General features: G+C 59.0%; 17 protein-coding genes and 1 pseudogene. 11 read left to right on the plus strand and 7 right to left on the minus strand.

What is annotated here, in order from left to right; translation table 11 throughout:
* Nucleotides 1-263: 263 nt before the first annotated feature.
* Nucleotides 264-833: a TetR/AcrR family transcriptional regulator gene (locus ACM2ZB_RS05720; RefSeq protein ID WP_416057805.1), complete on the minus strand. Its 570-nt coding sequence runs from the start codon at nt 831-833 to the stop codon at nt 264-266.
* Nucleotides 834-966: 133 nt separating this feature from the next.
* On the opposite strand from ACM2ZB_RS05720, the gene ACM2ZB_RS05725 reads away from it, so the two are divergent.
* The 6 genes from ACM2ZB_RS05725 to ACM2ZB_RS05750 all read left to right on the plus strand — a co-directional run bounded on the left by ACM2ZB_RS05725 (nt 967) and on the right by ACM2ZB_RS05750 (nt 7,468).
* Nucleotides 967-1,554, plus strand: coding sequence for a carboxymuconolactone decarboxylase family protein (locus ACM2ZB_RS05725; protein ID WP_416057806.1), 588 nt, complete (start codon nt 967-969; stop codon nt 1,552-1,554).
* Nucleotides 1,555-1,623: 69 nt separating this feature from the next.
* Nucleotides 1,624-2,553: an alpha/beta fold hydrolase gene (locus ACM2ZB_RS05730; protein WP_416057807.1), complete on the plus strand. Its 930-nt coding sequence runs from the start codon at nt 1,624-1,626 to the stop codon at nt 2,551-2,553.
* A gap of 476 nt (nt 2,554-3,029) precedes the next feature.
* Complete coding sequence (locus tag ACM2ZB_RS05735; RefSeq protein WP_416057808.1) at nt 3,030-3,488, plus strand: hypothetical protein; 459 nt, start codon at nt 3,030-3,032, stop codon at nt 3,486-3,488.
* Nucleotides 3,489-3,570: 82 nt separating this feature from the next.
* The gene (locus ACM2ZB_RS05740; RefSeq protein ID WP_416057809.1) at nt 3,571-3,927 is read left to right on the plus strand and encodes a hypothetical protein; all 357 of its coding nucleotides are present in this window, start codon (nt 3,571-3,573) and stop codon (nt 3,925-3,927) included.
* A 421-nt stretch (nt 3,928-4,348) separates the two neighbouring features.
* Nucleotides 4,349-5,245, plus strand: coding sequence for a hypothetical protein (locus tag ACM2ZB_RS05745; protein ID WP_416057810.1), 897 nt, complete (start codon nt 4,349-4,351; stop codon nt 5,243-5,245).
* A gap of 30 nt (nt 5,246-5,275) precedes the next feature.
* Nucleotides 5,276-7,468, plus strand: coding sequence for an XVIPCD domain-containing protein (locus ACM2ZB_RS05750; protein WP_416057811.1), 2,193 nt, complete (start codon nt 5,276-5,278; stop codon nt 7,466-7,468).
* 127 nt (nt 7,469-7,595) lie between these two features.
* Here the strand turns inward: ACM2ZB_RS05750 and ACM2ZB_RS05755 are convergent, their stop codons facing one another.
* Nucleotides 7,596-8,378, minus strand: coding sequence for a 3-hydroxybutyrate dehydrogenase (locus tag ACM2ZB_RS05755; protein WP_416057812.1), 783 nt, complete (start codon nt 8,376-8,378; stop codon nt 7,596-7,598).
* A 446-nt stretch (nt 8,379-8,824) separates the two neighbouring features.
* Here ACM2ZB_RS05755 and ACM2ZB_RS05760 point away from each other — a divergent pair, with 446 nt between their 5' ends.
* The 3 genes from ACM2ZB_RS05760 to ACM2ZB_RS05770 all read left to right on the plus strand — a co-directional run bounded on the left by ACM2ZB_RS05760 (nt 8,825) and on the right by ACM2ZB_RS05770 (nt 13,352).
* Nucleotides 8,825-9,466, plus strand: a complete 642-nt coding sequence (locus tag ACM2ZB_RS05760) for a DUF1629 domain-containing protein (RefSeq protein WP_416057813.1) — start codon at nt 8,825-8,827, stop codon at nt 9,464-9,466.
* A gap of 35 nt (nt 9,467-9,501) precedes the next feature.
* Nucleotides 9,502-12,909 carry an XVIPCD domain-containing protein gene (locus ACM2ZB_RS05765; protein WP_416057814.1) on the plus strand — a complete coding sequence of 1,136 codons (3,408 nt, stop codon included), beginning with the start codon at nt 9,502-9,504 and terminating at the stop codon, nt 12,907-12,909.
* A gap of 101 nt (nt 12,910-13,010) precedes the next feature.
* On the plus strand, nt 13,011-13,352 hold the full coding sequence (locus tag ACM2ZB_RS05770) for a hypothetical protein (protein WP_416057815.1): 342 nt from the start codon (nt 13,011-13,013) through the stop codon (nt 13,350-13,352).
* Nucleotides 13,353-13,507: 155 nt separating this feature from the next.
* Here ACM2ZB_RS05770 and ACM2ZB_RS05775 read toward each other — a convergent pair.
* A pseudogene (locus tag ACM2ZB_RS05775) lies at nt 13,508-13,647 on the minus strand (type 1 glutamine amidotransferase domain-containing protein); the annotation flags it as partial.
* A gap of 221 nt (nt 13,648-13,868) precedes the next feature.
* Here ACM2ZB_RS05775 and ACM2ZB_RS05780 point away from each other — a divergent pair.
* Nucleotides 13,869-14,057, plus strand: coding sequence for a hypothetical protein (locus tag ACM2ZB_RS05780; protein WP_416057816.1), 189 nt, complete (start codon nt 13,869-13,871; stop codon nt 14,055-14,057).
* Nucleotides 14,058-14,384: 327 nt separating this feature from the next.
* Here ACM2ZB_RS05780 and ACM2ZB_RS05785 read toward each other — a convergent pair whose 3' ends face one another.
* The gene (locus ACM2ZB_RS05785) at nt 14,385-15,224 is read right to left on the minus strand and encodes a type 1 glutamine amidotransferase domain-containing protein (RefSeq protein WP_416057817.1); all 840 of its coding nucleotides are present in this window, start codon (nt 15,222-15,224) and stop codon (nt 14,385-14,387) included.
* A gap of 94 nt (nt 15,225-15,318) precedes the next feature.
* On the opposite strand from ACM2ZB_RS05785, the gene ACM2ZB_RS05790 reads away from it, so the two are divergent.
* Nucleotides 15,319-16,242: a LysR family transcriptional regulator gene (locus ACM2ZB_RS05790; protein ID WP_416057818.1), complete on the plus strand. Its 924-nt coding sequence runs from the start codon at nt 15,319-15,321 to the stop codon at nt 16,240-16,242.
* A gap of 557 nt (nt 16,243-16,799) precedes the next feature.
* Here ACM2ZB_RS05790 and ACM2ZB_RS05795 read toward each other — a convergent pair.
* The 3 genes from ACM2ZB_RS05795 to ACM2ZB_RS05805 form a co-directional block, all read right to left on the minus strand.
* Complete coding sequence (locus ACM2ZB_RS05795) at nt 16,800-17,606, minus strand: DNA-processing protein DprA (protein ID WP_416057819.1); 807 nt, start codon at nt 17,604-17,606, stop codon at nt 16,800-16,802.
* Between the two features lie 179 nt (nt 17,607-17,785).
* Nucleotides 17,786-19,024, minus strand: coding sequence for an HAD-IA family hydrolase (locus tag ACM2ZB_RS05800; protein WP_416057820.1), 1,239 nt, complete (start codon nt 19,022-19,024; stop codon nt 17,786-17,788).
* Nucleotides 19,025-19,059: 35 nt separating this feature from the next.
* The gene (locus ACM2ZB_RS05805) at nt 19,060-23,844 is read right to left on the minus strand and encodes a DEAD/DEAH box helicase (protein WP_416057821.1); all 4,785 of its coding nucleotides are present in this window, start codon (nt 23,842-23,844) and stop codon (nt 19,060-19,062) included.
* Nucleotides 23,845-24,304 lie beyond the last annotated feature (460 nt).

Consider the following 24,304-nt stretch of genomic DNA (forward strand, 5'->3'; position numbering starts at 1 on the left):
ATCCGCGGCAACCGCGCCAACGCCCGCGCGCCGTAGTAGTGCCAGCCCATGGCTGGCAACTCCCAATGCAGCCGAGCATGGGCTCGGCTCTACAGGGCTTCGATCAGCACGCCGGTTGCGATCTACACAGCCTCCAGAACAATCCGCGGCAACCGCGCCAGCGCCCGCGTGCCGTAGTAGTGCCAGCCCATGGCTGGCAACTCCCAATGCAGCCGAGCATGGGCTCGGCTCTACAGGGCTTCGATCAGCACGCCGGTTGCGATCTACACAGCCTCCAGAACAATCCGGGGCAACCGCGCCAGCGCCCGCGAAAACACCGCTGGCGTATCCATCCCGCGCGCCACCACCAGCGCGCCGTGCAACTCCACCAGCATCTGCTCGGCCAGCAGTTCCGCTTCCTCATCAGCCACACCGTGCTGCCGCGCCACACCCGCCAGCGCGTCCTGCAGCCGGTGGAAGGTTGAAGCAATCGCATCGCCACAGCCGTTCTGCACACCGCGCGGCGGCGACAGCATGTTCAACAGACACGACTGCCGGCCGTGGTCGTACATCGCGTCCATGGCCGTAACGAAACGCGCCAGTTTGTCCGCCACCGGCGCATCGCCGGCCAGCACGGGGAAGATTTCCGCATCCAGCACGCGCCCCACCTGGGCGAGCACTTCCTGCGCCATCTCCTCCTTCCCGTTCGGGAAGCGGTGGTAAAGGCTGGATTTCTTCAGGCCGGTCGCTTCGGCAATCACCGCCAGCGACGCGCCTTCATAGCCAACGTCCTTGAACGTCAGCGCCAAGCGGTCCAGCAGGGCCGCGTCATCAATTTTCCTGACCTGGGGCATGGGTCACCTCCTGCCTGAACTATAACCGACCGTTCGGTCCAATTAAAGCTTGACGCGGACCGATCGTTCGGATTCAATTCAGTCCGTACCGACCGTTCGGTACATTTCATCCCAACCACCCAAGGAACCTGCCATGTCCCGTATCGCCCTCGTCACCCCCGAAACCGCCACCCCCGCCCAGCAGCCGCTGCTGGAGCAGACCAAGGCCAAGTTCGGCAAGCTGCCCATCATCATGACCGCGCTGGCCAACTCCCCGGCCACCATGAACAGCTACCTGGCCCTGTTCCAGAACCTCACCGACGGCCGCTTCAGCAAGCAGCTGGCCCGCAAGATCGGCCTGGCCATCGGCGAAGAAAACGGCTGCGAATACTGCATCTCCCTGCTGGCCGCCATCGCCAAGCTGCAGAAGCTGAGCGAGGAAGACATCGAGCTGGCCCGCCACGGCAAGTCCACCGACCCGAAGGAACAGGCCCTGCTCGACTTCGTGCTGCTGCTGGTGCGCCACAAGGGCGACGTGACCGACGAAGAACTGCAGGCCGTGCGCGCCGCCGGCTGGGGCGATGAGGACATCGTGGAAGTGTTCGGCCACCTGGCGCTGAACTTCATCACCAACTACCTGTGGAAGGTCGGCCGCAACGATGTCGACTTCCCGATCCTGCGCCTGTTCGACCAGGGCAAGATCTCGCGCGGCAGCAGCCACGCCTTCCAGCAGGTCGCCTGACCTGCCCCACGCGCGCGCCCATCCGCGTGGCGCGCGCGTGCCCCTTCCCGCCCTGTTGGAGCCCACACCATGAACACCCCTGCCCGACTGGCAGCCGGCCTTGCCGGTGCCCTCGCCGCTGCCTCCGCCCACGCCGCCGCGCCGGCCGTCACCTTCCACTACGCCCAGGTGGACGACGTGCGCGTGTTCTACCGCGAAGCCGGCGACCCCAAGGCGCCCACCATGCTGTTGCTGCACGGCCTGCCCGCCTCGTCCTTCATGTACCGCGAACTGATCCCGATGCTGGCCGACCGCTACCACGTGATCGCCCCGGACCTGCCCGGCTTCGGCTTCACCGAAGCGCCGCCGCGCGACAAGTACGCCTACACCTTCGACAACCTCGCCAACACCATCGACCGTTTCACTGAAGTGGTGGGCATCGATCGCTACGCCATCCAGGTGTTCGACTACGGCGCACCGGTGGGCTGGCGCCTGGCCACCCAACACCCGGAACGCATCACCGCCATCGTTTCGCAGAACGGCAACGCCTATGAAGAAGGCCTGGGCGAACTGTGGGAGCCGATCAAACGCTACTGGAGCGCGCCGACCGCGGCCAACCGCGATGCGCTACGCGGCATGTTCACCCCGGAAAGCATCCAGTGGCAGTACACCCACGGCGCGCCGGATGCCATGCGCATCGCGCCGGAAACCTACACGCTGGACAACGAGCGCCTGGCACGCCCGGGCAATCTGGATATCCAGCTGGACCTGATGCTGGATTACCGCACCAACGTGGCGATGTACCCGCAGCTGCATACGTACTTCCGCGACCGTAAGCCGCCGCTGCTGGCGGTGTGGGGGCGCAATGATGCGATCTTCATTCCGGCCGGTGCGGAGGCGTTCAAGCGCGATCTGCCGAAGGCGGAGGTGCATTTCTACGATACCGGGCATTTCGCGCTGGAAAGCCATGTGCAGGACATCGGGCCGGTAATCCGCGCGTTCCTGGATGCGAATCTGTAACGCCCGCACGGCGGGGTTGCGCCCGATGGCGCGACGCATACGGCCCGCTTTGCGGGCCGTTTCCGTCTTGGGCCTGCGGGCGGGCTCATTGATGAGTACTTTTGCGTACCTGTCTTGGTGCGGGGGGTATCACGCGAATCCTCGGCGCTAGCGCTGTTTGCGTCTTATTGCATCGCGCTTGGCCGCGTGGTTGGCACAGATGCGTCTATCACTGTCGCATGTGCCACAGAGGGTGCGTGCGACAATCAGGGCCTGCTCTCGAACGTCGCGGAGTTTTCGTAACTTTCTTATTGAGTTGAGAGCGCAGGCGTAAACACCATGGCGTGCCACTGACAACGAGTGGCCGGGCGTCCAAACCCGAGACATTAGCTGTTTACGCTTGCCAGCCGGCACCGTCCTGAAGCGGTGCCGGCTGGCAATCCGTCGGCCTTTATGGCGGGCGGTGCGTGGGGGTCTTCGGGCCCGCCGGTTTAGCTATGTCCCGGTTTGGAACCCGCACCGTCCGCCACCCGCTTCGCGCGGTGGCGCAGTTAAGTACTGCCAAGGAAGCCGACGCCATGAATGATCAAGATGACTTCATCACCTACATCAATGAAACCCTTGCCAAAGGCAAAGAGGACCATCCGGAACTGACCACGTTCCTGGGCATCCTCAAGCGCCTGCGCGCCGGTGAGGCCGCTGATGGCCAGCCGTGGCCGGAAAACGACGTATCACCCGGCCGACGTTCCAGCCTGGCACGCGCCGAACGCGCGCTGGTGGGCATGCAGGTGGTGATTGAAATGCTGCATGCCGCAGAGCGCTGCCGGGTTGCCGCAGACCCGGAACGGCATCTGGATGAAGGCACTGTTGAAGCGCTGTTCTTTGCATGCAGGGGGCTGGCCGAGTGGGCGTGCCGGGAGGTTCGGCCAGAGAGCGACCGTGGGTTCGTCAGCTAGACGCAACGGTTTTCAGCCCGCGCCAAGTGCCACCTGCTTACGGGCGGTGGCGCTGGCATGCACAGTTTTGGAAGCGCACACCATGACCACTCGCAAGAACCCACCCTTCTCCGTCGATGACCCCATCAACGATGACGACAATCCCGCCTCCGACCTCAGTACCTTCCAGGGCTGCCTCAAACGCATCCGCGATGGTGAAGGCTCCGACGGGCTGCTGTGGCCGGAGGAGACACTTTCTGAAGCCCGCCGCCAATCCCTGGCGCGCATTGACCGCGCGGCCGTGGGTATTGTGACAGCGGTGGAGATGCTGCATGCCGCGAACCGCTGCGAGGGAACGGCGGCGCCGGAGCGGCATCTGGATGAAGGTGTGGTTGAGGGGTTGTTCTTTGCCTGCCGGGAGCTGGCGGAGTTGGTTTGTAGGGAGGTGAGGCCGGGGTGACCTATCGATATCGCGGGCGCTCAGCCATTGCCAACGTTCTCAGCTAGATCCGTCCTCCCAAGGGTCCATCGCGATGCCCCATGCTTGGAGTCAATTGATCGATCATCAGGGGGGGCGAGTCCGGAGAGTGAGCCAAAACTGGCACTTATCGGATGTCCTGAAGATCCACCTTGGGCCGATTGTGAGTCAAACTACTAATTACACCTCTCGGTACGACTACTTGGCTATGATCCATCAGGCGATCCTTGACCTGAAAAATGTCAATGAGCTGCTGAACCAGTCGGAAGTGGCCCTACTACCGCTGGTGGCAGACCCCGGACCAGGATGATTCCAGTCCGCTGTTGCGGTGAAAATTGGCTTACCTTTGCAAATTGAGGCCATTGACGCGAACAAGTGGCATCAATCCAGGACCGGAAAACGCATGGAACTAACACCCCATACATCGCTCTATGCCTTGGCTCGTGAATGCCAGGAGTGGCTGGAGCATGCCCAGGACAAGGGCAAAGCCGAGCAAGCTGTGACAGCCATCCAGACGTTCTTGGACATGCCGGGCCAGCTGCACCAAAAGGCGGCCACACAACTGAGTGATCTTGCCTTGTTCTACGATGTTCGGAGTTGCGACGCGTTCCTTCGCTCCGACGCCGAGATGCTGACCTTATCGATCCAGCGTGCTGTCCGCTTGCGGACGTTATTCTTCCGCTGGATGGGCATGTATTCGGACATGCGTCAGGACCTTGGCAACTGGCCGAAAGAGTTCTCAGACAGCATGAAAGCTCTTGGGCCTTCGATGCTCTCTTGGTGGGATGAAGCGTCTACGTGCGCCCAGCTCTACATTGAGATGGCTGAGAAGGATCAGCGCATCAACACAATGCCGGCGATGCGGAAGATCAAGAACTCGACATCGGATGTCTTTGCACTTGAACTGATGTCCAAAGAATTTGGGATACCGACGAATTTCTCGCCGCTCAATCCACTCATTCCCGAGTACCGGTCAGTACTCGATGTCTGGACTACAGACGATGAGATGAAATTCAAGGCAGCCATGCAAGTTGCGGCTGACTTTCATGTCTCTCGCAGCAGAGAAAGTACTGATCGCAATCGATACGAGTTCGACGCGACGATTGATCGCGTTTTTCCCGCTGAACTGCTTGCAATCCAGGCACTCAGGCGCAAGCACAAACTTCCCGAATTCCAAGCTGACCATGCGCTGATCGATGAACCTTGGAAGGCGCTTAAAGCAATAGAACGGGAGGATAAATTTCCTCTTGCCCAGGCTATCGAAGAGCGACTGATCAAAGACTACCCCCAGTTCCGATAGGAAATCCCATCATGGAGAAAGGACTCCCACATGAATGATGCAACCCGCCATACGCGTAGTTCTGATATCGCAGCACTCGCAAATGCAACGGACCCGAATGGCAACGTCGATCTCACCGCGTACCAAGCCTACCGACTGATCTATTCGCATCAATCCGTTGACGGCTTGGATGCGATAGGTGTCGTCAATGAAATAGTAGCTTCGTCAGTCTATGCAACAGAGAAGGGGCGCGGGCAGGTCGGATCGTTGATAGATGCCATCAGCGCTCGAGTATCACGAGCTGATGCACGACGCTTCGATGAGGCTTTGGATGCTGCGAACGTCAACGATTCATGGATCGAGCGGAACTACGAGCGATACATCGAAGAACCGATTGTCGCCGGATACGAGACCGCCAAGGTAAAGACAGGCCAAGCCCTTGACTGGACGGACAAGCAGATCAGCGACAATCTCGCTGCTGCTAGAAAATGGGCCATCGAGGCCCGCGACAATCCGCAGAACAGCTATCTAGCCCGCGCTGCAGCTGAAATCGATAGTGATGCATTGGGGAATGCTCAGAATCGATATGGGGCGATGAAGGGCGCGACATCCCATGGGCTTGGGATGATCGGCGACACAATTGATCTCGTAAAATTTGCCCACCAATTCAGCAATGATCGCGACTTTCGCAATCTGGTAATAGGTGCGGCAGCGGTCTACGCCAATTCAGCCATTGAGGATCCGGGCAAGGTTCCCCGCGACATCAAGAATGCTGCGGTAGGCGCCTGGAACGAATGGGAGGCTGGCTACGAAAAGGCTCTCAAGGAAGGAAAGGAGAACGAGTATGTCGGCGGGATCGAGGGTGCAGCAGCCATCGAGATCATTGCGACTTTCGTGCCTGCCACCAAGCTCACCAACCTTGCCAAGGTTGCAAAGGCTGTAGAGGTTGTCGATGACCTGGCACCCGCCGCAGGAAGGATCGCGGGGCGCGTAGAGGCCCATGCCGGAAAGGAAATTGCAAGCGAGCTTGTAGAGCTTGCCCATGATGCTCAGAAGCTCCAGGCAAAAGGTGGTGTCGCTGCTGAAAGTGCCGATCTCATGTTCCATGGGTTGGCCGGTATCAAACGCAGCCAGGGTGAGTTGGGCGATCTGGTCGAAGGTTTTCGCAAGTCAGGCAACCTCGATGGCTTGCTGCAAAGTGGCGCGCTCTCGCCGAAGGAACTTGGTCATCTCGCTCGAAAAGATGTCTCGACGTTTGAAGGCCAAGTCTCGATCGAGAAGGCCATCGATGCCTACATAGGCAAGAGGCAACTGGCCGAGTTGACCGATCCGGAGGTGGGCGACATTGGGGAGGCTTTCGTCTCTCATGATCTCGCCAGAAAGGGCTATACAGATCTCGTTGCCATCCAGAACAAACAGGGCCACGGCATTGATGTTGTGGGAAAAAATCCGGAAGGCCATTGGGAGAGCTTTGAGGTCAAGGCATCTGTGCAGGGCACGGCTCGCAAACAGTATGGAAATCCGGAAGAATTCATCACGGATCGTCTGGAGAAGGCTAAAGCTGGGCAGAGCTCATGGGCTCCCAAGAACATGTGGGAGGAGCAAGCTCAAGCTACTGCTTCAAAGATCCTCGACGACACTATGGACCTTACGACTGGCAAAGCCGATATCGAGTCGAAATGGGCCAGGGTCAACATTGAGCGGGATCCGGCAACTGGCGCGATCAAGGCTGAGCCGGAAATAGAGAAGTGGAAGACGCCCCTCGAGCGCCAACAGGATCGCCAGCTCGAACGCAGTCTTCGGAAAGAGGCGGAAGATCAGAGGAACCCTGCTGAAGTCGACCATCAAGACTTCGCCTTGAATCGGCAGATCAAAGGACTGGTCACAGAGCTGGATCACCAGAATGGCCGTACCCCTGACGCAACCAGTGATCGTATGACGGCAAGTCTCTTAGTCCTTGCCAAGGAGAATGGCCTCACTCGTGTTGACCAGATCCTTCTGAGCAGCAAGACCGACACGCTGGCCAGTGCCCAGAATGTGTTCGTTGTCCAAGGATCCCCAAGTGATCCAGCAATGCTTCGTGCGCATATGCCAACGGTCCAGGCAGCTCAGACACCAGTTGAAGAGTCCCTCAGCCGCCTCGAACAGCTCAACCAGCGGCTTGCGCAAAAGTCGGCTGAACAACACACCATTGATCAAGCACAGTCACTATCTCAGGACCCATCGCCCATGCGGATGGCTTGAAGCAAATCAACGGATCTGCTCACAACCCAAACATTCGATGGGAAGCCGTCGGCCTGCTGGGTCTCAACCTTGCAGGCCAGCGGCCGAGACTACCGTCGGGCCCCTTGTAGAGTTGCGGCTGCCTTCCCTAGCGCGCCGTCCAACCACCATCCATAGGAAGCGCCGTGCCCGTCATCTGGGCCGCAGCATCCGACGACAGGAACACCACCATCTCCCCAAGCTGCTCAGGCGTCACGAACTGCAGCGAAGGCTGCTTCTCGGCCAGCAGCTCACGCGCCGCGGACTCCTGGTCCGTTCCTTCCCGCTCCGCCAGCGCGGTGATCTGCTTCTCAACCAGCGGGGTCCGCACCCAGCCCGGGCAGATGGCGTTGGCCGTGATGCCCGTGCCCGCGTTCTCCAACCCGGTTACCTTGGTAAACCCGACCACGCCATGCTTGGCCGCCACATAGGCCGACTTGTTCACCGAGCCGACCAGCCCGTGTACCGACGCAATGTTGATGATGCGGCCCGATCCCTGCTGCTTCATGTGCGGCAGCGCCGCCGCCGTCGCATGGAACACTGCGGACAGATTCAGCGCCAGGATCGCGTCCCACTTCTCGACCGGGAACTCCTCGATCGACGAGGTGTGCTGGATGCCAGCGTTGTTCACCAGGATGTCGATACGGCCCATCGCTGCGACGGCACGGGCGATCATTTCTCGCACCGCCTCTCCGCGTGACAGATCGGCACCGTCGTGCGCCACCCGCACCCCGAACTCTGTCTCCAAGCAGGAGCGGATGCGTTCGATTTCCTGCGCATCCCCGAATCCATTGAGCACGATGTCGGCCCCCTGCCGCGCCAACGCGGTGGCGATGCCAAGACCGATACCGCTGGTGGAGCCGGTGACTACCGCGACCTTTCCACTGAACATGGGCGAGACTCCTTGGGACGGAGCCACAGTGTAGATCCACGCCAAGCGTGGATGCTCTTCACGTATGCGCAGCAGATCCTATCGTTCCGGCTACGGAGCAGCCCACGAAGGCCACCGCCCTCGCCCGCGCGGCAAATGGCAATGGACCGGCCAACCGGCCAATGGGTGGGGGACGTCGGGTGTCTACGACAAGCTGGCCGGTCCAGTCCGCTTCAGGTTGATCCAACCAGCGGTCGATGTCGTGATCAGCACGCAGCGAATGGGGTCTCTGTCACACTCTCGCTCTCAGCACCTAACTTCCGTCGCTTTGGTTACTGGCTTTAGCCTATGGGTCCCACGCATTCGCTCATTTCTCCCACCATGAAACAATTTGGCACGCCAGTGGGCGGACGGGTAGGCTACTCGAGACAGTTCCGATAACGCAGCCATAGGGCCGGACGCAACGCATGGAATCGACATCTACCAATCAGCCTCGGAAAGGCGAGTTCTACCAATTGCAACCGGATGTTCGCCGAGGCGGCAAGGGGCATGGCGTGGTCTTTGAGAACGAGGACGCCCTACTTTCCCCGCCCAGACTAATTCTTTTGCCCAAGGCTGGTGGTTTCCCACCGCTGCGCGAAACCCCACGCTTGGTCTATCACCCTCGCGAAGGTGTACTGCCCGAGGATCTGGAAGGCGGGATGAGTGGCTATTGGCTGGTCTCCGAGCGCCTGCGCAAGGTGATGGAAGTGGTCGACCCTGATGCTTTCGCCTTCGCCGATGTCGACTATCGCCTGGCCGACGGTTCCAAGGGTCCCACTTACTACCTCTGCGATGTGGTGCGTACGCTGGATGCCTTGGATGAGGATGCGTCTACACTCGACATCGAGATTAGTGATGAGTTTGAGGCCGGTAAGTATTACGGACTCACGGGCGATGTCCGGCTGGCGTTCAAGCGTGAGGTTCTGGATTCGGCTCACGTGTTCAGATTAGCGTTCCATGGAGGGGTCTTCTGCGACCGCACATTTAAAGATGCCGTGGAGGCTGCCGGAATCGTCACGCCCAGGAAGTCCAACGGCCTCTGGTTCGAAGACGTTGTGAACTGCTGAACCGGCAGCATCGGCAATAGGGAAGGAACCTGATCATGCCCAACTACCGCACGCACCTTCAGGACCATCACACGATCGAGCAGCAGACGCTGAAAAACAGTCCACTGCTTGCCAAGCTGCAGAGCGCGGGAAAGTTCGATATCCATTCCCTGGAAAACCGGCTTTTTCTGCCCGCCGACCCCCAGTTTGCCAACGTGCTTGGTGTTACTCCCCATAGTGGTGGTCCCCTGAGTGCCTACCAGCTAGGGATGCTTGATCGACTGAACAGAATCCAGATGACCTCTGATGGTCAAGCCTCATTAGAGGGCGACCTGTCAGCGATGGATCGAGTTGCCCGTCGGGTGGAGCAGTTGCGGGATACTGTCAAGGTCGGCCTGATCAATGGTGATTTGAACACCAACACACCCGTTGGAAGTTCCCCTGAGCTGACCAACCAGCAGGTCCGGCACTTCTTTCGCAACATCCCCGCTTACTACCAGACCCACGCTCAGCAGATTGAGGCCTTGAAGGGCCTCCATGGCGTGGACCATGGCTGGGGTGCCATCGTGCATACCGAGCCGCGGATCGTCACTTCCCTGCATCAGTTCCAGCTTGATAGCCGGCCGATCATGCGCGGCGGCAACATCGAACTTCAACGCAGCGGGTTGTCACTGGCCATTGCCAATGCCCACCACGATGGCCGTCTGAGCATATCTCCCGGCGGCATCCTGGTAGTAGAGCGCACTCTGGGTGAGGAAGCGGCCTATCGCATCCGTGTACCGCGTGCACAGCAGGGCTTCGCCTCGATGGATCTGCTCCTCGGCGAAGCCTCAGCCAGCCCGTTGATCCGTGCCGGGGGTCTGCTTGCCTCTGGTGCTGACGCCGTCATGACCACGCGCCGGGTTTCCGAGTTGCTGCAGCAAGGCAATGGCACAGCCGCGCAATCTGAGTTCAACCATGCACTCGCACGCAGTGGTGGCGGTTGGATGGGCGGCCTGGCAACGGCCTCGGTCATTGGGACGTCGAGCTTCGTGCCAGCGGCCGTGGTGGCTGCCGATGCGCTGTTCATGAGCAAAGCCTTCGACAAAGGCGCTGATCTGCTCGACAACCGCGTCGTGTACTGCCAGGAAGACAGTGCGCATGTGCAGTGGGAGTTCAACGGCCGCAATTGGCAACGCGAAGCGAAGATGGCACGTGCGGCCGATGGTTCGCCCGACCCCGCCGTGCATAGTGTCGGCGCCAGCTATGAGACGGCGCGTGAGTTGGGTGCCAAAGCCAGTGTGCGTGCCGTAGAGCTGGCACTGGGCAAAGCACCTGAGCCGCAGAATCCCTTCAGCATCCCGGCAGGGCCGCAGGATGTGAAAGGTTTGGACAATCAGAACTGGCAGCGTGACCCGCAGACCGAGCAGTGGACCCGCCAGGTCAAGGCAGCCGTGGTAGGTGCCAACGACCGTGGCGTGTACGAAACCCAGATCGCCACGCCGGAGCGCGCCGCAGAGCTGAACCAGCAGGCGGTGCAGCGTATCGAAGACAACATCGCCCATGGCAAGGCTGCCATCGCGGCCAGCTACCTGGAAACCCGTGCCGCCACCCGTGCCAGCGATTTCGTGCCGTTGGTGCCCGACGCTGTGGAGACTGCGCGCGCCCGGTCCGATGCCATCTTGGGTTCGGACAACACGCTCTACCAGCGCGACGCCACCGGGCAATGGAGCCATGACGGCAAGATGGCTCAAGGAAATATCGCGCTGGAACTGGAGCTGACACGTACGATCCAGCAACCCTCGCTGGAACGGTTCGAGCGCACGGTGGCTGCACTGGAAGCCCGGCCTGCGCCAACCAACGCCGAACTGAACCAGTACGAGCAGCGCCATGCCTATGCCTCGGCGGGCGTTGCGCCAACGCCGGTGTGGCAACAGGCCATCGCGTTGGCCACGGCTCGCACGCGCGAGCAGCATGGCATTACCGGCGCCACGATGCAGGAGCTGGGCCCGCCTGTTGACGGCCATGCCGGTGAATCCCGGCCGATCACGCATTACCAGGTGGGGCAGGATGGCGTGGCCCGACCGGTGGCGGTGACCACCAGCGAGGAACTACAGGCGGCATGGAGGGAGGTCCGCGCACGTGCACGCGAGCAGGCACCTGTGCCGGAAGCCCCGGAGCTGCGCATCGCAGCGTTGTCACCGCGCGAGCAGGAGGCGTACCAGCAAGCGCTGCAGGAGGCCAATCGCCAGGGCGCGGCCAGCGTGGATGCGGGGCAAGCAGCGCTGGCGGCAGCGGAACACGTAAGCGGCAGTGCAACGGCACCTTCCAATGCGCGCGAAGCGGTGGAGGCCGCTCAGCGCGAAGAGGCGCTGCGCCGTCCGCTTGCTCCTGCTGAACCGGTTGCGGCGGCACCACAGCTGGTAATGCGGCCACCGCCGGAGCCCAAACCCGAAGCTGCTGTCGCCAGGCAACCTGCGGAGCCGGATACCCCATCGTCATCCGGCCGGTTCGAGCCTGAGCATCGGCGCGACACGCCCGCAACAGAAGTGCCGAACGCGCCATCGCCCGCTGCAACGGATATGCCAGCGGTCACGCATGGCGCTGTCATGCACAACGCTGCAAAACCCGAACCCATCCCCTTCCCTGAGGCAGTTCCGGTGTCCCGGCAGGTGAGCGCATCGCCGCGCGTCACCGAGTCAGCGCAGCAGACTGGCCCAGCAGCGGATGAACCCTTTGCCCATGTCACGCCGCCGAAAGCGCAGCCCTCGGCAACGCCTCCGCAGGAAAGCACTTCGCAGCAAGTCGAAAGACGCCATGAGGTGCACCCAACCACCGAATCATTGCCGTCACCCGCCACGCATCACGCGTCCATCGAACGGCCCACTGCCGACCACGCAGAGAAGTTGCCTGATAACGAGAAATCCCCCATGCAGGTCCCAGTTGCGCCGGTGACTACATGGACTGAGCCCACGCCCGCGCCGATTACGCATCCGGCCTATGCAGTGGCGAGCGATGCCGATCCAGTACAGGTCCCTCGCGATGAGAAGGCCGATCCGACCCACCCGGGCCATCCCGACCACGCGCTCTACCAGCAGATCTGCGAGGGGGTTCAAGCCTTGGATGCCAAGCACGGTCGCAGCTTCGATGCGACCAGCCAGCGGATTGCAGCCAGCTTGCTGGTGCTGGCCAGGGACAACGATCTGGAGCGGGTCGATCACGTGCTGTTGAGCAACGCCACTGCCGACAAGCCGGCCGGGCATACCCTGTTCGTGGTGCAGGGCGAACCAGGCAACCCGGCTCACCTACGGGCTGCGATGCCAACGGAACTAGCCGCACAGACCCCGGTGGAAGAGTCGATGCAGCAGTTCGATGTGGTGAGTCAGGAAGCCCATCAACGGGCTCTGGCCAATCAACTTGAGCAGCAGATGGAAGATCAGCGGGTACAGCACGATATCCAGATTCGCGCTGCCAGTGGCGGGTGAAGCTGGGCCTCAGTTCTCCCGGTATCGCAAATGGCATTGGACCACCCAGGGTATGTGGCAATACTCTCGACCCAGCAAGCAAGAACCTCAAGGTGACCGCCATGGCGCTGACCGACCCACCGGTACCGGCGAAGCTCCGGGAACTGCTAAAGGACTATCCGGAGCACATCAAACAGCTGCAGGAGGCTCTCATTTCAGTGAGCGACGGGCGACAGAATTACGCCCCTCCGTTTGAGGCTGCTGTCTGGCTGTTGGAAGACTGCCTTACTGCCTTCAAGAGAGAAGCCCGCGCTGAAATAGACGCCGCTGTGGCAGCAGGCGACTCGCAGGCGCTTGAAGGAGCCAAAGAGAAAGAACGGCTGATGTCCTTTGCCAGGTCCAGCAACATTGGCCTGGCAGATCTCAGCGAGCTGCACGCCTACTTTGACGCCAACATCAGGTAACGCTGATGCCCTCCGCTGCACTGAACGACAGTAGATCCACCCATGCGTGGATGCTCTCCCCATCGCGCCCCGTCGAAGAACACGACCCAAAGGACAGCAACCAGCGAGCACAGATCGACTCCAGCAACCGAACAGTCCCTTACCCACGGGCCGCCCTACCTCAACCGCTCCACCATCCGCTGGCCCACCTCCAGCGCCGAAGCCGGGTTTTGCCCGGTAATCAGCTCGCTGTCTACCACCACATGCCCGTCCACAGCGTGATGTTGCTGCTGAACTTTGCACCTGCCAGCTGCAATAACCTGTCCCCGGTTTCCTGGTCCGTTCCTGGCACAGTCTACGGACCCCTTAATGGATGCCAGTAATGCCCATGCCCCCTCCCCCAATCCCTACAAAGCTTCGTGAACTGCTCAAAGACTACCCGGAGCATATTGAGCGATTGCAGCAAGTTCTGAATCGATCAGCTGAACGCTCTCTGGAGGCTCCATTGATGCCATTTGACGACGCAATCATGCACTGGTGGGCCGACTGGAATCATTCATTATCGAAGCGCGCACCGAGCTCGCGGACGCCAAGGCATCGGGAGACCCGCAGGCAATTGAACGCGCCACGGAGAAAGAGCGACTGATGTCGTTTGCCCGATCCAGCAACATAGGCATGGCCAATCTCAGCGAGTTGCGCGCCTACTTTGATGCAAACATGGGCTGAGACTGGACCGGCCAGACTTCCCTAGACCCTCACGACCGCAAGGATGATGGACACATGCCCGTTAGAGACCCCGCTTTCTACGACCTGCGCCGCCTGTACTCCGACGAAGACATTGAAAGCCTCGAGCGGCAATACAAGACTCTTTGTAGTGCGGACGAGGCCTGCGCCCAAAGGCATGGCGATGGAGGTATCCGGTCCATTGGGGACTATGAAAATGCAAGACAAGCAGAAGAGGAGAAGAGGGATTTCGAGCAAAAGCATCCGCAGCTCGTAGAGATCATCAACAGTAGAAAGGGCCCTGCGAAAGATCCACGGTAAGAAGCCGCCCTACTTCAACCGCTCCACCAACCGCTGCCCCACTTCCAACGCCGAAGCCGGGTTCTGCCCGGTAATCAGCTCCCGATCCACCACCACATGCCCGGTCCACGGCGTGGCGTTGCTGCTGAACTTCGCACCCGCCCGCTGCAACGCCGTCTGCGGGTAGAACTTCATCTCACCGCCGCCCAGCATCGGCTTGGCCTGCTCTTCCTCCTCGTTGCTGATCACCGTCATCTGGTAGCCGCTGTAGATCCACTTTGGCGTGGCCGGCGTCACACCGGCTTCCAGCTTCGCCACGAAGCCACCGGCATCCGGCAGCGTGGACAGCAGCGCGATCGGCCCGTGGCAGACCAGCGCGGTGGTCTTGTTGCGCTGGTGGAAGTCAGCCAGCAACCGACCCAGCGCCGGGCTCTTCAGCAGGTCCTGCATCGGCGCGTGGCCCCCGGGAATGTAGACCGCATCGAAACGCGCGTAACCCTGCTGCTCGACGCGCGCCAGGCTGACCACCGGCGAGGCCGTCGGCGAGGTCAGCGCCAGCTTCTCCAGCAGGTCCTTGTGCAGCGACAGCTGCGCGGCATCGTTGCCGAAGTACGCCGGCGTCACCGAGGATGCATCCACCGTCGGCGCCCGCCCCTGCGGCGTAGCGAAGGTCACCTCGTGGCCCGCGTCCAGCAGCAGCTTGACTGGCTGCATCAGTTCGTTGAGATAGAAGCCGGTGGACAGCACCTTGCCGTCCTTCAGGTCCAGGTGGTTTTCGTCGGACAGCACCACCAGCACGTTGGCGGCATGGGCGCCGGTGGCGGCCAGGGTCAGGGCGAGCGCTGCGGCCAGCCGGGTCATCAGGTTCATGGGTAGCTCCTCTGGGAATGGTGGCCACTTTATTCAGCGCCGCAGCGGCGATAAATTGACCTTCTCGCAAAAGATCTGTTCCCCGGAGAGCCAAATGAGCCGCAAGTTCGACTACCTGGGCAATGTGGAGGTGTTCCTGGCGGTGGTCGAGCACGGCTCGTTCACTGCCGGCGCGGTGGCGCTGTCCACCACGCCTTCGGTGCTGAGCCGCGCCGTCACCCGCCTGGAAGCGCGGCTGGGCCGGCAGCTGCTGCAGCGGACCACCCGCCGGGTGGGCCTGACCGACGCCGGGCGGCTCTATCTGGAGCAGGTGCGCACCGCCTTCGGCCTGCTGGACGACGCCGAGCGCGACGTACAGGGCCAGGACGGCGCGCTGGCCGGCCGCGTGCGCCTGAGCGTGCCCACCACCTATGGCCACTACCGGCTGCCGCCCGTGCTGGCGCGCTTTGCGCAGCAGTACCCGCAGGTGCAGGTGGAACTGAACATCACCAACCGCAATGTGGACCTGGTGGCGGAGGGCTTCGACCTAGCTATCCGGCTGGGGCAGCTACCGGATAGTGGGCTGGTGGGGCGGAAGCTGGAGGATGCAGCGCTGCTGCTGGTGGCTTCGCCGGAGTACCTGGAGCGCCGGGGTACGCCGCAGACGCTGGAAGACTTGGAACAGCACCTGTGCCTGCCGTTTGTGATGCCGCGGACTGGGCGGCTGGCGCCGTGGGTGTTTCGGGATGGCGGGCGGGATGTGGACTGGGTGCCGCGTTCGTCGATTGAGACGTCTGACGATGTGTTGGGTGTGGTGTCGCTGGCCGAACAGGGGATTGGGATCTGCCAGAGCTATGAGTTCATCGTGCACGAGCGGTTGCAGCGTGGGGAGTTGGTGGAGGTGCTACCGCAGTTGCGGGGGCGGTCGAGGCCGTTCTCGGTGATCTATGCGCCGCATCGACGACAGTCGACGGCGTCGCGGGCGATGATTGAGTTGCTGATTGGGAATACTGCGGTAGGTGCGGGTAGTGTTGGTTGAGGCTGCGATGCTTGTTAACAGCGTCGAGTTTGAAACAAGTTTCGAGCTGCATGAAGGTCTGGCACCGTGTTGAAGTGGAGTGAGAACTGTTGCAACGAACGCAGTCGTGTTATCCGCCTCCTGTATGGGCGAATACGCCACTTTGATTCGTAATCGGCGAAGTATCTGCGCAAATGCATCGTGCGGTGTCCGTAAGCCCCGAGTGATCCTCGAGGTCCCTCACTACATCAAGTGGGCGCCTAGCGGCGCCTTTGCTAATTCGCGAGTAAAAGGGTTTGGTCGAGGTCACGCTGCTGGCGCGCCGCACGAGTGACGACATTTAATGAAAAACTACAGGCCGCGTGAGTGACCAACTGGACCGATGAGGACATCATCACAATTTTCTAGCTTCCAGCCTTTTACGTGGGAATTTTCGATGAAAATCAGGCACGACAAAATGGCAATTGCTTGGACAGCTCATCGCAATTGGACTGAAATCGGAATGCTTCGTTTAACATACGCCTGGCGTCGGATTCAATCACTCTCTAAAAGAGGAGCACAAAATTAATGAGAATTTCCTAGAACATGCTTCCTTGCATGGCAGCGATGTTAACCACCGGTTCAGCTTTTGAAACAAGACAACGTGAGTAGTCGTCCTTACTGCGCAACACTATGATGCGGGCTAAATCGGCGTCGCCCTTAAGACGCAATAGATCCATTTTTTCCGCACCACTACCATCTGCCAACCGCAAGTTGGCCTGAATCTTGGGTTCATTCCTCCCCAGATCTTGATCTGTCGGGTACGGAACGGCCAACCAGCGCCCATAATCGAGAGACGCCCGTGACGCGTGAAGACTCCCACCTTGGAGGTCAGACTGAATCATGATCACCCCCTGGGCCATCCCTGCTTGAGTCTTGTCGCGCTGAACGAACTGCTGAGCAATAGCTGCTCTACCGATTGGGTACTGGCTGACCAGGGCCCCGCCAGCGTCGAGGATATCCTCAGCAAGCTTGCGATGTTTAGACGGCGCAATGGTATGAAGACCGTGGGCCAGCACAGCGGTAGTGTGCCCACCAGCATCCACCGCCTCTTGGTGGGCAACTCCGTCACATCCGAGCGCAAGACCACTAACTATGCTCCACCCTTGCTCCACGAAGTAGCGAGTTATGCGCTGGGCAATCAGCCTCCCGTGCTCCGTCGGTTGCCGTGTACCTATGATTGCAACCGATTTCTCAGGGTTCGGAGCTAGTGATCCTCGTACCCATAGTAGAAACGGGTCGTCCTTTGTCGCGGCCAACAGCTTGGGATATCCCTTGTCCATGGGCGAGAGGATGGAACATCCGTTGTAGTCAGCAAGTTCAAGCTGCTCCTCGGCCTTGATCAAAGCTCTGCTCCATCCATCGGCCGACAGGGCCGACTTAAGCTTTGGAACCTCTAGAGCAAGTTGTTCAACGCTCTTTCCTTCAATTTCACATACTTGAGATATCTGGCGGAGCGCCGCCGGTCCAATTCCCGATAGAAAGGAGATGGCTAGGAGCTTCCCAGTGACTGAAGATATCTCGTTCAATTTGCACCTACGGCTTGGGCCAAGGACAAGCAGCTGACGCTGCGAGCACCTGCTTCCCTGAGATAACGATGAGACCACAAGAGTGTAGCCCCGGTCGTGACAACATCGTCAATCACGATAACGTGCTTCCCTTGTATCTTTCGGGGACGACGGATGTGGAGATTGTCGCCCACGTTCGCAAATCGCTCATGCGCATTCAGGTGGTTGCCATGACTGGACACCGCACCGACTCGGAAGGCCAGTACGTCTGCGCAGAAGGACACATTCGGAGCTGCATCGTCGGCACTCAAATAGCGAGCCTGATAGGCTGACGCGACCTGATCCAGCAGTCCCTCCAGTCTCGGGGGCCGACCAGGCTTAAACGGAACCACCGTGACAACTGTGTCCAGATTACGGTGCTTATCGCTACGAACGAACCGCTGGATAGCCTCGATCCACTCGTCAGGGAACTCGTCAGCATCCTTATGGGCGATGATCTGGTCAGTCAGGACATGCGTTTCGCGCCGATAACGAATCTCCTCATGCTCCCCAAACAAGCGTCCCATAACATGGATCGGAACATACCCGCCACCTGCGCTACGGGGGAAGAAATGATTGACCCTATCAATGCGGCGCTGTCTCCCTAGCAGCCGCTCGCCATTAATAAGGTACTCCAGTTCTGGCACTCCCAAATAGGGCGAAGCTAGTAGGTCCTCCAACTCGCTGGCACCTTCAAAAAGTGCATCTGGCACCCGCTCTAGCGCCCACCAATGCACGTTCTCGCGTGGTTGCCACGTTGCTTGGTCGATGAAAACCCAACAGCCTGCGCGGTAAGCACATACCACATCGACCTTCTCGTCGCCTACCAATACGACTTGATCTCGCCTACGAACGCCTAGCCTGCGGGCCGCAAGCTCAATACCTTCAGGGTTGGGCTTGGTGTTCCTAACATCCTCGTATGCCACGAGGATGTCCCACTCCATCTGTGGATATGCCTCATCCAGCAGGGTACTTGCATAGTGGCGGGGCGCGCGGGTGAAAACGCCCCAGCACATGCGGGGAAATTCCTCTTGCAGATGCTCCAACTGCTCCGGTGTGTAGAGCAACCTGTCATCACGGCTACGATACTCGCGCAGCAGCGCGCGAGTGTAGTCACGACTAGTTCTATTGACGTTCTCTCGCCCTCGGAAAACTTCCAAATCGTCAGTACGCAACAAAGTGTTGTCCAAATCAAACAGACAAAGCCGGATAGACATTTCCCGTTCCTTTAGGACGTCATACGATCAAGCCATCAGATCTTCCGTTCGTTCAACGGCGGAAGATCTCTGACGATCTTCATGGTCTCAACCGACACTCGGACAATACGCTTGACCAGATTCACAATGTAAGCAGGCTCCCCGCTCTCAATAGCCCAGTCGTTGGGATCGTTTACGATGCTGGAAGATCTGTCAGTAGATACCTGGTAGCGTTCAATCAGCCATTCTATAGCCGGCTTGCCGTTGACGACGTAATCGTGCGCCTCGGGAGGAATTCCAGTCAAAATGGTCTTGGCATTAAACTTCAATGCGGACTTGTCCTCCACCAACTTGCCATCCACTCGATTCTTCACCCAAGCCATTCTGATGACCTTGCTCTGGTCAACTCCGCCCAGAGGGAGCTCACCGGCCTGGGCCAGCGGATATGGCTCAACCGTTTCGTAGTTCAGATGCCAATCGGCCAACTGACGGCCTGCACTGGAGAAGACCCAGAAGTCGCCTGCAAGGGGGATGCGCGGAATCATCTTCTTTAAGTCGGCCTCGAAGCGCTGCCGGTACTCGGGTGAGTGGAGGATTCCGTACACGTAATAAAACAGGTCCTCCTTGCTGATCTCCTTGTCTTGATATGCCCGCCGGAAGACCAACAAAGCTTCATCGGTGATGGCATCGCGGCGGACCAGCCCGTCCTCACCAGCCCCCGAGAGAAGATCGCCCTTGGGCGCTTCCTCGTAGTAATACAGCGGGAAAGTCTGTCCAGTGTCTTGGAGGTGAAGATTAGGCACTGCATCGGTGATCAACGCAGAAAAGCCGCGCCGTGCACCCACGCCAGTTGTGGAAATTACCAGGTTGTGAAGGCCTTTCTTGGGGAACAGCTTCGGCTGCAAAAGGACCTGCTCGTTGAATGCTCGACTGAAATACAAGTACTGCTTACAGAACGGGCGATAAGTTCCGACAACGACCTGGCCGTTCTCAAAGGAATGTACTTTCTGCTTCCGTATGTCCTCCTTCAAAGACCGGGTCCAACTGATCTTCCTCGGATCATTGTCAATTACAGAGTCCACACTTGGAAGTTCAGCCGATGCCTTGCTGACAACCCTGGCATACAGCTCCCGCTGCTGACTGTAGAAATCAACCATGCGTCGTACGTTTGCTTCCAACTTCTGCCTTGAATAATTGTAGACCCAAGCGTCGCGATTCGTGCTTACGCCCAAAGAATAAGTATGAAAGACCACCAAATCACTACGATCGTCCTTGTTCCCAAGCGGCAAGAATGAGGCAAATGCGGGATCGCGGACGTTGATCCAATCTGCCTCTTCATTGGGCGTGATAGCAAGCCAGTCCACGCCCGAGAGACTACCCGCGTCGGTGATTGCCGCTAACTTCTCAGACTTTGACATGTAGTCGCCGATGTCGTGGTAGAAGATCTGCCCCTGCTTATCGGCATCAGGATTCTTGACCAACAACGTGATGGCCACACCCGTGAGTATGTCAAAGACATTCCCTCCCTCTCGCTTAGCGTCGTCGCCCACACGCCCCTTCACAAATCCGCGCAGATTGAAAATATAGGCGCTACTGAACTCTTGCGCGACGCATTTACGAAGTCCACTAGCAAATCCCGCATCGATGAACCGGCCATTAGTGATAAAGGCAATCACACCTCGATCTTTGACGCGATCACTTGCCCAGCGAATTGCTCGAATGTAACTGTCGTAAAGGTTACGCAGCAATGAGGCGTCGGCTTGTTCAGCGTAGGTCTCAGCAATCCTCTTATCCAAGAACGGATAGGCTACGTTCTGATTCTGATCATTCTGACTAGTCTGGCCCACTGAGTAAGGTGGATTGCCGATAATCAGGCGAATGTCAGTCTTTTGCTGCTTCTTCGCCCGTTTGTCGTTCTCTGGAAAGACCTCTTCAAACTGTCCTTCCCGTTCGCCAAGCTGGAAGGTATCGGTCAAAACAATGCCATCGAACGGCGTGTAATCGCCTCCCGTCAGGCCGTGGTAAGCCTCTTCGATGTTGATGGCAGCGATGTAGTATGCCAACAGGACGATCTCGTTAGCGTGCAGTTCATTGGCATACTTGCGCTTGGCCGCCTCGGGTGGGATCAGCCCCGACTGCAGAAGACGAACTAAGAAGGTACCGGTACCGGTGAAGGGATCCAAGATATGCACGCCTTCATCCGCTAGCCCCTGGTCGAACTCTTTGCGCATGATTTCATCAGCCGAGCGGATAATGAAGTCCACAATCTGCACAGGGGTGTACACGATCCCCAGCCGATCCGTCATCTTTTTGAAAGCAACCTTAAAGAACTTCTCATAAAGCTCTGTAATGACCTTCTGCTTACCCTCGGCATTATCCACACCATCAACGCGCATGCGCACGTCGGCATAGAACTTATCCAGACTCTCGGTCTCCTTATCCAAAGCCTGGCCGTCCAGCACTTTCAGCACCTTGTCCATGGATAAGGAAACAGGATTGTTCTTCGAGAACTGGTAGTTCTCGAACAGCGCCTCAAAAACGGGCCTGGTGATGAGGTGCTGGGCCAGCATCTCAATCGCATCATCCTTGGATATGGATGGATTGATGTTCTTGTGCAGTCCTTTAAGGAACTGTGCGAAGGCTTTGCTAGCCTTGCTGTCGGGATCTGACAGCAGCAGCGTGATGCGGTCGATATGGCGCTGGGCTATATCTGCGACCTTCTCGGCCCATTGCTCCAGGTATTTTCTGGTACCCACCTTCTTAACGATCTTGGCAAAGATTGCCTCACGCCATTCTTCCAGGTGCGGGAACGCGAATCCCATTTGCTGGCCACTCTGCCCGTCAGAGTCCTCCTTGCCATTGGTACCGGCATCATTACCTCCCACACCAATAATGCTAATCTTGCCAGCGCCAGGATCGTTATTCAGCTCGATCTTATTGATCAACGCATTGAAACGATCATCGTGTGCACGTAGAGCTTGCAGCACCTGCCAGACTACTTTGTACTTCTTGTTGTCTTTCAGCGCCTCTTCTGGCGTGAGGTCGGCGGGCACTCCAATAGGCAGGATAATGTAGCCGTAGCTCTTACCCTCCGCACGGCGCATGACACGGCCCACCGACTGGACTACGTCTACCACCGAGTCACGCGGATTCAAGAAAAGTACAGCGTCTAGGGCTGGCACGTCTACGCCTTCGGACAAGCATCGGGCGTTAGACAATATCCGGCAGGTGTTGCCTTCACTGTCCTCCTTCAACCAATCCAGCTTCTGATTTCGCAGCAATACGTTGAAGGTGCCGTCGACATGCTGAACCTCACAGCGCAAAAGGTCCTCGCCTGACCCATCGATGTATCGATCTACGACCTCAGGAAACAGCTGGGCCAAGTGTTTTGAGGACTTAATATCGCGGGCAAACGCAACAGCTCGTCGCATGGGGTGCGGATCAAGCGTCGCGGCATCGTCCCCGTCGCTGGTCGCCAATCGCTTTGACAGGCCATTCCAGCAACCGACGATCTTCACCACGTCGTCAAGGTTCAGCTCCTTGTTCTTGTCAGCCAACTGGGACTGGAAGGTCTTAGTGACCGACTTCTCGTCAACGGCTAGGACCATGACTTTATAATCGGCCAGCAGGCCCTGGGAGACCGCTTCGCCGAAGCCTAGGCGATGGAACTCAGGGCCAAATTTGGTCTCGTCATCCATTGAGGCGATTTCAGCGCCAGCTTCGTCGGCCTTAGTCTTGCTCTCGTCCGCATAGATCTTAGGCGTCGCCGTCATGTAAAGCCGGCGGTAAGCGGCCAGAAAGTCAGGCTTGTGGACACGCACAAATGCGCTCTCATCGTTGCCTGAGAGCGTCACACCGGTGGTGCGGTGCGCCTCGTCGCAAACGATTATATCGAATGCTCCCAACCCATGGTTCTTTTGGGCTTGGGAGATGACATCAATCGATTGATAGGTCGAAAATATCACTGTGCGGCGTGCGTCGCCCTTGCGCCGCGCACCTATAGCCTGGCCCAAACGTTTAGCGTCGGTCGTGGCCGGGAATGCCAGGTCGTGGACAGCGATGTCCTCGGAGTGTTTACCAACCTTGGTATCCGAACATACGGCGAACGCACGGATCTCGTCTGTGGCCTGAGCCGCCCATTCCTTCAGCGTCTGGGACAGCAAAGAGATAGATGGCACGAGGAAGAGCACCAAGCTGTTGCTGGATGTCTCCTGCTCCACGATTCTCAAGCTCGTAAAAGTCTTGCCCGTGCCACAGGCCATGATCAGCTTGCCTCTCGAGTGCTTCTGAAAGCCTTCGTGAACGGCTTTGAGGGCGGCCTGCTGGTGCTTGAAGGGCTTCTTTTTGGAGCGCAAAACCACATGGTCAGGCTTAGCCAAAGAGAACTTCGACCAATCAACTGCGCTGTCTTCTAGGTCGGCCACACGCAACCGGGCACAAGGAATCTGCTGTGCTTCCAAGGCATCCTCAGCATGCTTGCTCCACTTATCGGTTGTGGACACAATCAAGCGAGAAGCGAACGGCGACTTGCCCGAAGCGGTAAAGAAGCTGTCGATATCTCCCTTCTGAAGAGTGTAGCTGGGCGCGAAGAACTTGCATTGGATGGCAACAAGGGCACCCGTGTCGCGTTCTTGAGCGACAAGGTCAATACCAGTGTCGGCCTTGGCGTTGCGGCCGGGCCATTCGCTCCACAGCCAGACATCCGAGAACCGCGAAACATACAGCGGATCTACGAGGAAGTAGGCCTTAATTAGGCGCTCGAACTTGCTGCCCTTGTCGCGATGATCTGTCGCAGCCAAAGCCAGTTCGTCGAGGATGTGGTGGATGGTGGTATCGGCCATGGTGTCCCCTAAAGGCATGGGGATCGGCGCATGGTCGTCCGTCCCCTAACGAGTGAGCGCAAGGATTGGCGACAGCCGTCCCTAGCATTGGGCGCAAGTAGCCACCCGGTCAGGGTTAGATCATCGCCGCGCGGTGAATCGAGTACAAGTCACCAAGCAACTCGCTTTAGGCTGCAAGGCCTCCGGCCGGCTTACAGGGCCGCAGCTAACCTCGATCTGCGCCGCTAAGAATGATGGGCTCCCCGTTCTGACTACTTAGCCCCACTCACGTCTTGGCACTTAGCCAATGACAATTCACGTGCTCTGCGAATTTGCCTGCTGCAGTAGGACCAACGGATTGACGCAAAATTGGATTAACCGAAGAGCACGGCAAGAGCGATGCAAAGCCCCCCTCCACCCGACATTCATCCTCGATCGAAAGCGAATGTCGGCCACTAGATCTCTTCGTTCGCGCCGCGAA

The organism is Stenotrophomonas maltophilia, from assembly GCF_047782825.1.
GTDB lineage: Bacteria > Pseudomonadota > Gammaproteobacteria > Xanthomonadales > Xanthomonadaceae > Stenotrophomonas.